The organism is Microcoleus sp. A006_D1, from assembly GCF_036702805.1.
Classification (GTDB): Bacteria; Cyanobacteriota; Cyanobacteriia; order Cyanobacteriales; family Microcoleaceae; genus Microcoleus.
The window spans coordinates 1-12,185 of the sequence record NZ_JAUBVZ010000024.1; the positions used below are offsets into that span (position 1 = coordinate 1).

12 protein-coding genes are annotated in these 12,185 nt (G+C 46.4%); 2 read left to right on the top strand and 10 right to left on the bottom strand.

Annotation, left to right across the window (positions count from 1 at the left end; translation table 11 throughout):
• Positions 1-440: 440 nt before the first annotated feature.
• From QUB68_RS27750 to QUB68_RS27790, 9 genes are all read right to left on the bottom strand, one after another.
• Positions 441-953 carry a hypothetical protein gene (locus tag QUB68_RS27750; RefSeq protein ID WP_332998126.1) on the bottom strand — a complete coding sequence of 171 codons (513 nt, stop codon included), beginning with the start codon at positions 951-953 and terminating at the stop codon, positions 441-443.
• A gap of 323 nt (positions 954-1,276) precedes the next feature.
• Positions 1,277-1,618, bottom strand: a complete 342-nt coding sequence (locus QUB68_RS27755) for a hypothetical protein (protein ID WP_332998177.1) — start codon at positions 1,616-1,618, stop codon at positions 1,277-1,279.
• A complete protein-coding gene (locus QUB68_RS27760) occupies positions 1,584-1,802 on the bottom strand; it encodes a DUF3574 domain-containing protein (RefSeq protein WP_332998127.1) in 219 nt (72 codons plus the stop codon). Before QUB68_RS27760 ends, QUB68_RS27755 begins: the two co-directional genes overlap by 35 nt.
• Before the next feature lie 93 nt (positions 1,803-1,895).
• Complete coding sequence (locus QUB68_RS27765; protein ID WP_332998128.1) at positions 1,896-2,264, bottom strand: hypothetical protein; 369 nt, start codon at positions 2,262-2,264, stop codon at positions 1,896-1,898.
• Between the two features lie 327 nt (positions 2,265-2,591).
• The gene (locus QUB68_RS27770) at positions 2,592-3,677 is read right to left on the bottom strand and encodes an ABC transporter ATP-binding protein (RefSeq protein WP_332998129.1); all 1,086 of its coding nucleotides are present in this window, start codon (positions 3,675-3,677) and stop codon (positions 2,592-2,594) included.
• Between the two features lie 153 nt (positions 3,678-3,830).
• Positions 3,831-4,694 (bottom strand): carbohydrate ABC transporter permease, encoded by an 864-nt coding sequence (locus tag QUB68_RS27775; protein WP_332998175.1) that lies wholly within the window; start codon positions 4,692-4,694, stop codon positions 3,831-3,833.
• A 206-nt stretch (positions 4,695-4,900) separates the two neighbouring features.
• A complete protein-coding gene (locus QUB68_RS27780) occupies positions 4,901-5,785 on the bottom strand; it encodes a carbohydrate ABC transporter permease (RefSeq protein WP_442923137.1) in 885 nt (294 codons plus the stop codon).
• A 265-nt stretch (positions 5,786-6,050) separates the two neighbouring features.
• Positions 6,051-7,367: an ABC transporter substrate-binding protein gene (locus QUB68_RS27785; RefSeq protein ID WP_332998131.1), complete on the bottom strand. Its 1,317-nt coding sequence runs from the start codon at positions 7,365-7,367 to the stop codon at positions 6,051-6,053.
• Between the two features lie 620 nt (positions 7,368-7,987).
• A complete protein-coding gene (locus QUB68_RS27790; protein ID WP_332998132.1) occupies positions 7,988-9,379 on the bottom strand; it encodes a DUF4912 domain-containing protein in 1,392 nt (463 codons plus the stop codon).
• 238 nt (positions 9,380-9,617) lie between these two features.
• On the opposite strand from QUB68_RS27790, the gene QUB68_RS27795 reads away from it, so the two are divergent.
• Positions 9,618-9,854 (top strand): hypothetical protein, encoded by a 237-nt coding sequence (locus QUB68_RS27795; protein ID WP_332998133.1) that lies wholly within the window; start codon positions 9,618-9,620, stop codon positions 9,852-9,854.
• Between the two features lie 284 nt (positions 9,855-10,138).
• Here QUB68_RS27795 and QUB68_RS27800 read toward each other — a convergent pair whose 3' ends face one another.
• On the bottom strand, positions 10,139-10,429 hold the full coding sequence (locus QUB68_RS27800) for a type II toxin-antitoxin system Phd/YefM family antitoxin (RefSeq protein ID WP_332998134.1): 291 nt from the start codon (positions 10,427-10,429) through the stop codon (positions 10,139-10,141).
• Positions 10,430-10,577: 148 nt separating this feature from the next.
• On the opposite strand from QUB68_RS27800, the gene cysS reads away from it, so the two are divergent.
• Positions 10,578-12,152 (top strand): cysteine--tRNA ligase, encoded by a 1,575-nt coding sequence (cysS, locus tag QUB68_RS27805; protein ID WP_332998135.1) that lies wholly within the window; start codon positions 10,578-10,580, stop codon positions 12,150-12,152.
• Positions 12,153-12,185 lie beyond the last annotated feature (33 nt).

Below are 12,185 nucleotides of genomic sequence, written 5' to 3' on the forward strand. Positions count from 1 at the left end.
ATTGGAGTAATGAATAGTCTGATTTTAATTTCTCGCCTTTAGGGCTTGGGGCTTTAAACCAATTCTTTCTGGTAAAAGGGCGGTTAGAAACCGCGTCTACACAGGTAAAACCCACCTCCGTGGGTAAAAAAACCTTGATTTTTTCTGAGCCCACGGAGGTGGGCTTTGTTTGTCTGCCCGTAAACTCCGCGAATTCCCTTCGCTGGGGCTTAAGGTAAAAGGGCGGTTAGAAACCGCGTCTACACAGGCAAAACCCACCTCCGTGGGTTAAAAAACCTTGATTTTTTCTGAGCCCACGGAGGTGGGCTTTGTTTGTCTGCCCGTAAACTCCGCGAATTCCATTCGCTGGGGCTATATTTCAGAGAATTCAAAACTGCGATCGAACTTAAAACTCAAAACTCACAACTACTTAAGTACCTTCTGCCTGGGAGGAATTTTCCTCAATAACCGATGACCTGAGTGTCAGCGGGCAGTGCAGTGGCCTCGGAGACCTTTTTAAACACGGTTGCCTGCTCGTTTAAGGAATTAGGCCGCGCCTGTCCGGGATTGGTGCCTTGCAACTGAAGGCGCATTTGACCTTCGGGAGTCAGCTCAAAAACAGTCTGAACGATTTCTGTGCTGCTGAGGCCGACATCCAGGTGCATCGGTTTTTGACCGAGATTAACTTTGTACCTCATTTCTTTGGCGCGGGCGGCTCCGTCGGGGCCTTTAGCCATGAGAAACAATTTGCCTTCTGGGGCAAAGACGAAGGTGAAAGACTGACCGGAGGGGACTGTGCCTTGCCATTGACCTAGGAGTTGCTTGTCGAGGTTGCTAGCGGCCGGGGCTGCTGCTTCGGCAATTGTTGGTGCTGCTGCGGATGCGGGGCCTTGCGCGGCGTTGAAGCTGGCGAGGATGCCGAAGAAGCAAAGGCCACCTGCGATCGCTTTGCCAATCATTTTTGAATTAGACATGAGACCGATCTCAAAATTGGTTATTTGTTTTGTACACTTTAGCGGTAAAACCGTACATTGTTTAGTTTTAATCTTTTTTGTGGGGAGGGAAATAGATTTAGGTAACATCCCATACCACCCGCTGCAATTTAGGGAATCTGCCGCCAAAGTACGCGCGGCGTAGCTATCCCGCGCGTGAATCGCCTCAACTCTCCTGACTCGGCTCTGATTTTGATTGTTGGCGCGAGCACTTCGCCAGCGCTGCGCTCCCCTCAAATCCGGCTGTATCGGATCTGTTGACTGTGAATGCGTTGATTCTTCTCAACGCAAAACACCTTGACAGATCAATTGCTTTCAGAAGTGCGATCGACTGTTTCTGCCGGAGATTCTGGTTGCGATTCTGGCGCGGTTTCCTGTTGTTTTTCAGCGCGTTTCGTTCGCTCCAAGGCTTCTGCGTAAGACCAAGCCACACTCACAATAAAAGCTTTCGCCATGCCGTCCAAATTTTCTGAATCTTCGCTTTCCGGCGGTTCAGGTTTTTGGTTGCCGTCGTTCATCATGTTTTTGTTTGCTCCCGGGCTGGTTTTTATAGCGAGTTTTTGCAGTGTGCGATCGATACCCACAAATTCTGATTTTTCTTGCACCCGCACCCTACATATCTTTGAAGGTATGACCTTGATTACCACAAATAATATCATAAATACGCGGATTCGATGACCGCATCAGAAATAAACTTGGTTCTTCGCTGGTTGCCCGCAACACTGACTCCTGATGAAATCTCTGCTTGTAAGTTTCGATAATTTCATTAATAGCTCGATTTTTTTGCGGGCTACTTTCATAAATCAAAATAACTATTGCTGCTGGAAACAATATAATTTAACATAAAAAGCTGCCCGCTCAAAAACCCAGTTTCTCATGAGAAACTGGGTTTTTGAACGTCAGTCGCAGTTGATTTATCCTTGCCTACTTGCTAGCGTCTGCGGTATTATCCTTTAATTCGCGGATACTTCTGTCAGCGGTGTCTTTGTACATCTCCCCGAATTCTTTCACGGCTGCTCCAGCTTCTTGACCAATCTTCTGAATTCTTTCGCCCGGAGAGTCAGAGGTGGCGCGAGCTTCTTGCCTCCATTCCCGAGTTGTTTGGGGTCTTTCGGGATTGTTGAGATCGGCATTTGAACCGACTTGTGTGCCATAAGCTTTGTTGCTGCGTCCGGCATCAACATTCGTTGTCAGCAGCAGAAAACCGACTAGAACAACACTCAAAAAACTCTTGATTTGAAAGCCCTTAAGCAGGGAACTGATGCGAGCGATGGCTGTAGAAATCAAATTCATCTCAGTAATACTCCCTAAGTTAATTGGTGATAATTCTCAACATTTTTTCATCTAATTGACTCGCTCTAAAATCAGCTAACGCCAGGGCAAGCCAAACTTAAATGCCACTTGCCATTAGCCACATCAATAGAGTTATAGGTGAGCGATGAATCTGGTAAACACTCAACCAATGTGTCAGTCAATTAGCTTTTTCCAACACAAATATCACCTTAACAGCAGCAAAAAACTTCTACCTCTTACTAAAGTCATAACTTAGTTAGAAGTAGAAATAGTATTTTTCAGCACATGGTTAGACTATTTTCAATCAATCATGATATACAGGGCAAATTATGATTGCAAGCGATCGCCAGTTTTGACATCAAACCAGTGCAGCAACTGAGGCGGAAAAACCAGCTCGACAATTTCTGAATTCCACTGGCGGTCATTTGGTAGCAAAACCCGCACCGTTACTGACTCCACACCTTTAACTCGGACGCTAACTAAATTTTGCATTCCCAAGTTTTCCACTAAATAAACCTCACCCTTAATTGCCTCTGGATCGGGCATCTTGCCTGCACCTGCATCTGCAAAGCTGAGGTGTTCCGGGCGAATACCTAAGACAATTTCTGGCGGCACAGTCGGCAGATTTGGTAGTGGAACTCCAGAATCGCCCAACATTGCAAAATTGCCACGGCATTTAAGCACTAGCAAATTCATTTGTGGGCTGCCTACAAAACCCGCTACAAACTGATTAGCAGGACGGTTATAAATTAAGTGTGGCGGATCTAGTTGTTGCACACTGCCATTATTAAGAACTGCGACTTTTGTTGAAAGTGTCATTGCTTCGGTTTGGTCGTGAGTAACGTAGACTACAGGGGCTTTTTGGGAGGAAAATAATTGTTTGAGTTCGGCCCTAACTTTTTCTCGCAATAATGCGTCTAGGTTGCTCAAAGGTTCGTCGAGTAAAAATACTTCCGGTTGGCGGACTAAGGCGCGTCCTAGGGCTACTCTCTGCCGCTGTCCGCCTGATAATTTGCCGGGTTTGCGATCGGCTAATTCGGTCAATCCGAGGGATGCTGCAACTTCCGTCACTAACCGATTGATTTCGCTGTCGGATATTTTGCGGAGTTTGAGGCTCGATGCCATATTGTCGTATACTGTCATGTGCGGATACAGCGCGTAACTTTGAAAAACCATTGCAATATCCCGATCGCCCGGTCTGAGATAAGTGACATCGCGATCGCCAATTCTAATCTCGCCCCGAGTCGGCTGTTCCAATCCTGCAATCAACCGCAGCGTGGTAGATTTGCCGCACCCAGACGGCCCTAGCAATGTCAGAAATTCGCCCTCGCTGACATCTAAGCTAATGTCTTTTACTGGTACAACTTTGGGGCTGTAGGTTTTATTGAGGTTTTTTAGTTGCAGTTTTGCCATGATTTTTTAATTGTTATTGGTTATTGGTTATTGGTTATTGGTTATTGGTTATTGGTTATTGGTTATTGGTTATTGGTTATTGGTTATTGGTTATTGGTTATTATAACAACCCACAAATAACCAATGAATAACCAATGAATGAATGACTAATAACTATCCTTTGACTGCCCCGGCTGTTAAACCTTGAACTATGCGCCGCTGGAACACCAAAACCAGCAAAACTAAGGGTAGGGTTCCTAAAACGGTGGCTGCTGCGATCGGGCCATAAGGAATCTCAAAGACTGACACACCGCTAAGTTGAGCAGTTGCAACGGGAATAGTTTTCATGGATTCGCGAGTGATAAATGTTAGTGCAAATATAAACTCGTTCCAAGCTGAAATAAATGTCAGAATTCCGGTGGTGACTAAGGCGGGAAATGTCATCGGTAGCACGATTTGCCACAGCATTTGAAAAGTGTTGTATCCGTCAACTTTAGCGGCATCTTCTAAATCTTTTGGCAGTTGTTGAAAGAAACTCCGCATGACCAAAATTGTCAAAGGCAGATTGATAGCGGTGTAAGGAATAATTAAGGCTAAATAATTATTGCCTAAATTCAAAGCTTTGACAATTTCCAACAGTCCCAAAAATAGGAGCACCGCCGGAAATAGCGTCACAATTGTCACAGTTGCCAGGATAATTTTCTCGCTCCACAACCGCAACCTGGCTAAAGCGTAAGCTGCGGGAGTTCCTACAGCCAAACATAGCAATGTCGAAGTAATGGAAACAAAAGCGCTATTTAAAATGTAAAGTGCAAACGGGCGGCGCTGGAACAATGACAGGTAATGCTCGAAGGTAATTCGTTTGGGAATGTAGACGTTGGGAATTGCTGAAATATCTGCGTTTACTTTGAAAGAAGTCAGCACTTGCCAGATGATGGGCGCGAGGAAATATGCGACAATTAATATCGCTGAGATGGGCAAGATTAATTGCCGGATGTTAAAGGTTTTTTTTGTAGGTTGTTCGCGGGCGATCGACATAATTTGTACCAATGAAAGGAATGTGCTAAGCTGTTCTTGATTTAGATTTAACTTTGGGGGCACGCGAACCCGCGCATGGGGCAAGAAACCGGGTTTCTATGAGTTTTGCGAACAGGAACGAGAAATATACGAAGAAACCCGGTTTCTGGGATTTGCGATCGCAAACTAACTTAACTTCCACCAATCCAAAATCTAAAATCTAAAATCTAAAATTGACTGGCGCGGGCTCTCGATAAGAGGTAACTGGCGATCGCAACTGCGGCCACTAACAGCAAAAAAGTACACACCACCAAAGCCGCCCCGTACCCAAAGTCTAAATACCTCATTACCGTGCTGTAAATGTAGATAGAAACCGTCTCTGTTGCCCCCGCCTGCCCCCCTCCCGTCATCACCTGAATCAAGTCAAAAATGCCGAAAGCTTGGGCAAATCGAAACAGCAAAGCAATCACAATTTGGGGCATCAGCAGTGGCAAGGTAACTTGACGGAAACTCTGCCAACTACTCGCGCCATCAATGGCGTGTGCTTCGTACAAATCACCGGAAATCGATTGCAATCCCGCTAACAAAAGCAAGCTGATAAACGGCGTAGTTTTCCACACATCAGCCGTAATCACTGCCATCATTGCCAAAGTCGGATCTCCCAGCCAGCTAATGCTCTTTTGAATCAATCCCAAGCGGATTAATATGTCATTAATTACGCCGTATTGGTCGTTAAAAATCCACGCCCAAGCTACACCCATTAATGCAGTCGGCAGCGCCCAAGGCAGCAGGGAAATTGTGCGGACAATGCCGCGCCCTGCGAAGGATTGATTCAAGACTAAGGCAATACCCATGCCGAGAATTAATTCCAGCAAAACAGAGGCGACTGTAAAGACTGTCGTGTTGCTTAAAGTTTGCCAGAAACGCCCGTCGCCTAGCATCCGACTGTAGTTGGCAAAACCGGAAAAAACCAGTTTTAATTCAGTACCGAGGTTTTGGGTGAATAAACTCAGCCAAAACGCGCGCAGGATTGGGTAAGCAAATACTAGCAGCAGAATTATCAAGGCTGGTGCTACTAATATCCATCCGGTTCTTTGTTCGCGCTGTCGCATCTTGTCTAATTGCACATTTCTCACCTTTAATTTATTTTTGGGCGGGCTAGAAGCCCACCCCACAATTTAATTAACTTTTTGTGGAACAGGCATCTTGCCTGTTTCTAACTCTTTGTGGAACAGGCATCTTGCCTGTTTCTAACTCTTTGTGGAACAGGCAAGATGCCTGTTTCTAACTCTTTGTGGAACAGGCAAGATGCCTGTTTCTGACTCTTTGTGGAACAGGCAAGATGCCTGTTTCTAACAGAATAGCAAGATGTCAGTTTTACGAAGCTTTGGCTGGTTTCAAACTGCCTAATAAATTGCGAGTTTCGCTAGCCGCTGCTTTCATTGCTTGTTCCGCACTCATTCTCCCGGTAAAAGCCGAACTCAAATAGCGCTGCAAAATATCAGAAGCTTGAGCGTATTGTGCTATGGGCGGGCGCAAAGCTGGCCGTTCCACTACTTTTAGCAGTTGCGGGTAGTGAGGATATTTGGCGACTATTTCTTTGTTGGTAAATAGGGATTTGTAACTGGGAATTAAACCTGTTTCTAAAATGAATTTGCGCTGGGTTTCCTCGCTGGTAAGGTATTTAATTGCCTTCCACGCTTGTTCAGGATGTTTTGAGGTTTTGGCAATTCCCCAGCCCCAGCCGCCCAAGCAGGAACCGCCTGTTTTACCGATACTGCTGAGCATTGGCTCGATCGCAATTTTGCCTCTCACCTTAGATCCCTCAGCATTTGCTAGCTTCCAAACATAGGGCCAGTTTCGCAAAAACAGCGCTTTCCCGTTTTGAAACAACAGCCTGGTTTCTTCTTCGCCGTAGGTAGTAACACCCGGTGGAGAGATGCCAGAGGCGATCGTATTTTTGAGAAATTCCACTGCTTTAATTGCCTCCGGTTTGTCTAACCCAACTTCAAAAGTTTTAGGGTTAGCCCAGAAGCCGCCGAAACCGGAGAGCACTTCGACAAACATCGCAGATACTCCCTCGTATTGTTTACCTTGCCATACATAACCCCAAGTTATCTTTCCCTGTTTCTGCAAATTTTGAGAGATTTTCACCATCTCTTCAAAGGTTTTCGGCGCTGGAATTCCCGCTTGTTTTAAAATGTCTTTGCGGTAATAAAGCATTCCGGCATCGGAAGCGTGGGGAATTCGGTAAACTCTGCCCCGATACCGCCCGCCTTCGACGTTACCTGGGATAAATTTTGATAGTTGTGCGGGGGAAATTCTGTCTGTTAAATCCATTACCCAACCTGCGGCTGCAAATTTGGGAACCCAAACAATATCCATGTTGATAATGTCGTAGGGCGAGTCGCCTAAAAGAAAGGCAGATGTATAAAGATTTTCTACCAGGTTTGTGTCAAAGGGCCCTTCTACGAGATTGATGCGAATATCGGGGTTTTTCTGTTCAAATTCTTTGACAAATGGTTTCCAGTTAACAATGTCTTGGCCTTGCATTAACATGGTGAGCACGACGGGCTGTTTCGTCAGTGCGGGCAGAATGAATAGAAACAAGACGGCGACTAATGTGACAGCGAATAAGGCTAAAAAACGGGGACGTTTTTGCCTTCGCTGGGGCGGAGAATTTATTTTTTGCATTGGCTTTTGAGAAGTGGCTGTGCGATCGCCTTATTTATCTGATAACTCGCTTTCTTTTGTTTCACGAGATTTAGCGAGTTTGTGCAATAAAAATTTAAGTAAACTTTAGCTTACTTCATAATCGTTGAGTGAAGAGTGCAAATTTTGATTTAACTGACTAGATCGCGAGTTAAGTAAACATCTATCTACAGATAGATATTGAGAAAATTGTCTAATATCGTTGCCGCTGGCATTGGTATGATTTAATCGTTGGGGCGATGCGTGAGTCATAGTCTCAGAGTGTGGATGTAAAGATTTCTCGCTCTCACGCACCCTACAAATAAATCATTCTTATTCCTTATTCCTTATTCCCTCTTCCCTCTTCCTTCTGTCAACTGTCAACTGTCAACTGTCAACTGTCAACTGTCAACTGTCAACTGTCAACTATCAACTGTCAAATCTTCTTTCTAAATACAAAAAACACCGCTCCTCAAAATAGGAGAACGGTGTATAGGGGGTGTTATGGGTTGTTGTCTGGGATTAACCCTAACAAATCGCGATCGGCTGCGGGTAAGCCTTGTGATGGTTAAAAAATTGGCACAAACCTGGACGCAAGTCCGGATCGCGATCGACCTTTACTGTTAGCCCAACCATTCCACAACAGCATCTTCCTTAGTATTGGTGCGACGTTCAGGGGTTTCGCGCTCGAATTTCATGTGGACAGCGCGGTTTTGTTCGCCGTCGGCTGCTACTGCAAAAATCGGATAGTCGATTAAGCCATCTTGGAAAGACATCTGGAAGCGGAAAGTACCGTCAGCATTGAGTTTAATCGGCTGTCCGCCTACGTAGACGGTGGCATCGGGCTCGGTAGCGCCGTAAACTATCAGTTCAGCATCAGCAACTAACCAGAACTGGCGGGGGCGCATCGGGGCGGCAAAGCCAACTCCCGACATACCGACACCCGACATACCGAAACCGGACATGGTGAGGCCCGACATACCGACACCGGACATACCGACACCCGACGCGGTGAGGCCGGACATTCCGACACCGGACATTCCGACACCCGACATGGTGAGGGCGGACATCCCCGCCCCAGCCCACATTCCAACGCCGGAGGGGAACACGTAGGAACTCAAAGCTTGTTCGTGGATGCCGACTTGCTGGATGGAACCGGCGACGTGCTGCATGGAACCGGCGACGTGCTGCATGGAACCGAAGATGGAACCAGCTACACGCATGGATTCGCCCGATTCTGCCATGCCGAAGATTTGTTCGTAGATGGCGTTGCCGGTGCTGTAACCAACACTGGCGCCGTTGGTGGCTTGTGCCATTTTCTTGGCAGGCGGAACGAGTTCGGCGAAGGTTTTGCCAGCCAAGTCTTCTTCCCATTCGAGGGTGATGAATTGGTCTTCAATCCAGTCGCTGGGATAGATGGGCGGGACGCGGACTTCGGCCGATCGCGCCAACACCAACCAGCGGCCGTCTGCACAGCGGTAGCCGATGTCGATCGCGTAGTCCCGATCGCTCACGGGGATTGGCACGTACCATTCGCGCGCCAGTTCGTCGCAGGGATATTCTTGAATGCTGTGCGGGCTTTGGATGTCGAGGTTAACATCTGTAACGTCGTAGATCCGCAGGGCGAGTTGCTGTCCACCTTGGCGGCGCAATTCTTGTTTGCGATCGTTCGAGATGTCCCAGTAAGTGTAGGCCCATTCTGGATCGCGGGGCATTAAAACAACCCGACTTTCGCCGTAGCCGTTGGGCAAATCTGCTAAACCTTCATCCACAGAGGCCAAAGAACCGCCTGTTCTATCTTCTTGACCTAGTTCAAATTTTGCTGCTTCCACTGCTTCTTGTGCCTCTAGTTTGCGAGATGGACTGTATGAAAATTTGTTGCGCTGAATTTCTTGAATTGATGCCAGGAGTTGCGATTTCCGCATCCGGCTGTAGCGAGAGACTCCACATTCGCTAGCAACTCTGCGGAGTTGTCGCAAAGTCATCTCTTCTAATGGTGGGCGTTCTTTTGCCATGAGTTTTTTCTCCTCTAATTTGGGATGGCGGGTTAGATTTTTCGGTTCAACACAAATGTGTTGAATTTTTGAGTTAGAAACTGTTTTAAATGCAAATATTATCGAGCTTCCAAATCTCTCCAACCTTTGAAGCCTTGCTGGTTTTTAGCTTGTCTTGTCCCCAATTGCGATCGGGGTTTGTGACTTTTTGGCTTCGGCGCGCACCGTCCGATCTAAATAAAACTTTATCTGTCGATTCTTGATTGACAAGATCGATTTTGTGAGTGCGATCGGTGCTGCTAGCAACGCTGTGCCGGCAGCACACGCGCTATTCGATTTCCAAAGCTGCTCAATTAATCAAAGCTTTTCTTTGGGATCGCTTTGTGATGATTTAATATTGCAGACAACTTGCGATCGGGTCAAGGGGTCTTTTGCCTCAATCATGGGTACTTATACGCATTTTCGGGCATCTGGGGATCGGTATGTCAAGACTTGATGACAATAAAACGCTTATGGGGATCTATCGCGAGCAATATATCAAGGTTTCATGACAATATGCTCCCAGGGGGTGATTTCCTTTGGGATAGTCCCGCTTCACGGGTTTGTTGATGAGTCTGGGAGTAGCTGTAGCTGTAGGGTGCGTCGCCATTCACAATCCCTTGCATAAAAATCGACAATCTCATAGCGACGCACCAGTGCCATAGCCGCCGAGTATAAACAAACCCCAAAATTATGTTGTAGCAAGACTTCAGAGAAATGGCATAGCTTGATATTTCTGATTCATTGGGGAGTGTCTAGCTGATCAAACAGTTGATTTAAAAAATCTTCCGCCTTTTGCCCTTTGCCTCGATCCATTTGTTCCAAACCCAGTTTAATTCCCTTTAAAGTCTCCAATAACTCCACCGCATCTAAAAGTTTCTGATAGGATTCGGCATCTTGAACAACTAACTCTGCTTTCCCGTTGACAGTTAGAACTAAAGGATGTTTTGTTTGCTTGAGGCGCTGCACAAACTCATTCGTATTACGTTTGAAATCGGTGAGAGAATGTATGTCTCTTGAAAGGTTTATCATAATAATGGCATTAAATTAGCATCTAATTCAATGCTACACCATGCCGGCGGACTTAGTCAATCAAATTTTGATAGTGAAGAAAATAGCGGAATCAAACGCGCTACTATAATAAATTACAGTAGTACGTCAATCCCAAATCTCAAATCCCATGTCCCTAACGCTTTACAACAGCTTAACTCGCCGCGAATCACCTTTCGAGCCCCTCGAACCCTCAAAGGTGCGGATGTATTGCTGTGGCGTTACGGTGTACGATTACTGCCACGTCGGCCACGCCCGCGCTTACATTGTTTGGGATATGGTGCGCCGATATCTGATGTGGCGCGGATATTCGGTGCGCTACGTTCAGAATTTTACCGATATTGATGACAAAATACTCAACCGCGCCCGCGAGACAAATTCCACAATGGAAGCCGTAGCCGAACGCTTCATCGACGAATATTTCGCCGATATGGACAAACTAAATATTCTCAGGGCCGACGAATATCCCCGCGCCACACACTCAATGGATGGCATAAAACGGCTGATTCACGAGTTAGAAAACAAAGGCTTTGCCTATGCGAACAGTGGCGACGTTTACTACAGCGTCCGCAAGTTTGCCGATTACGGAAAGCTTTCGGGCAGAAAGTTGGAAGAAATGGAAGCCGGGGCTAGCGGGAGATTGGAAACAGAAGAAATAGAAGCTCAAAAAAAGCAAGATTCCTCAGATTTCGCCCTGTGGAAAAGCGCTAAACCTGGTGAACCTTTTTGGGAATCATCTTGGGGAAAAGGTCGCCCCGGATGGCACATCGAATGTTCGGCGATGGTGCGCGATTGCTTGGGCGAAACTATTGATATTCACTGCGGCGGTTCCGATTTAACTTTTCCCCATCACGAAAACGAAATTGCTCAATCTGAAGCCGCGACGGGCAAGTCACTGGCTAATTATTGGATGCACAATGCTTTTGTGACTGTCAATGGCAGAAAGATGTCGAAGTCTTTGTACAATTTTATTACAATTCGCGATTTGTTGGAGGGGAATTGGTCGGGAGAACCTGAATCTGACCCCCCCCAGCCCCCCCTTGCTAAGGGGGGGAGTAAGAGTGACAATGAATCTGCCCTTGTTAAGGAGGGGAGTAAGAATCAAAGTGATAAGTCAAAAGCGGTGGAACCGATGGCGGTGAGGCTGTTTGTGTTTATGGCGCAGTATCGCAGTCAGATTGATTTTACCGAAGATGCGATCGCATCTGCTCGAAATGGCTGGAATACAATCAATGAAGGCTTGCTTTTTGGTATCCGATATGCCGACAAACTGAGTTGGGATGTTGAGAAAGTTGGACAATCTACCGAAGCTGTGCAGGAATTCCAAGCAGCGATGGATAATGATTTCAATACTCCCGCTGCTTTGGCTGTTTTGTTTGAACTAGCTAAGGAATTGGGTAAAGAAAGCAATATTTTGGTGCATCAAGGCAAAACTGAAACTTCGCCGGAATTGTTGCAACAAAAGTGGCTGACTTTGGTGAGTTTGGCGGGAGTTTTGGGGCTGGAGGTTCAGCCGGAAGCTGATAGCGATGATGGGGTTGGTGGTTTGAGTGATGGGGAGATTCAGGCGATGATTCAGCAGCGGAAGGATGCCCGGATAGCTAGGAATTTCGCTGAGGGCGATCGAATTCGTAACGAACTTAAGGATCAGGGAATTACTTTGATTGACCAAAAGGATGGTATCACGATTTGGCATCGCGGTTAAAATTTAGAGTTTTTAACTTAATCAAATGTTCGG

Excerpts from the sequence above, each read along its gene's own strand:
- QUB68_RS27750 (WP_332998126.1), bottom strand. The coding sequence starts at position 953 with ATGTCTAATTCAAAAATGATTGGCAAAGCGATCGCAGGTGGCCTTTGC.
- QUB68_RS27770 (WP_332998129.1), bottom strand. The coding sequence starts at position 3,677 with ATGGCAAAACTGCAACTAAAAAACCTCAATAAAACCTACAGCCCCAAA.
- QUB68_RS27785 (WP_332998131.1), bottom strand. The coding sequence starts at position 7,367 with ATGCAAAAAATAAATTCTCCGCCCCAGCGAAGGCAAAAACGTCCCCGT.
- QUB68_RS27790 (WP_332998132.1), bottom strand. The coding sequence starts at position 9,379 with ATGGCAAAAGAACGCCCACCATTAGAAGAGATGACTTTGCGACAACTC.
- QUB68_RS27780 (WP_442923137.1), bottom strand. The coding sequence starts at position 5,785 with ATGCGACAGCGCGAACAAAGAACCGGATGGATATTAGTAGCACCAGCC.
- QUB68_RS27765 (WP_332998128.1), bottom strand. The coding sequence starts at position 2,264 with ATGAATTTGATTTCTACAGCCATCGCTCGCATCAGTTCCCTGCTTAAG.
- cysS (WP_332998135.1), top strand. The coding sequence starts at position 10,578 with ATGTCCCTAACGCTTTACAACAGCTTAACTCGCCGCGAATCACCTTTC.
- QUB68_RS27800 (WP_332998134.1), bottom strand. The coding sequence starts at position 10,429 with ATGATAAACCTTTCAAGAGACATACATTCTCTCACCGATTTCAAACGT.
- QUB68_RS27775 (WP_332998175.1), bottom strand. The coding sequence starts at position 4,694 with ATGTCGATCGCCCGCGAACAACCTACAAAAAAAACCTTTAACATCCGG.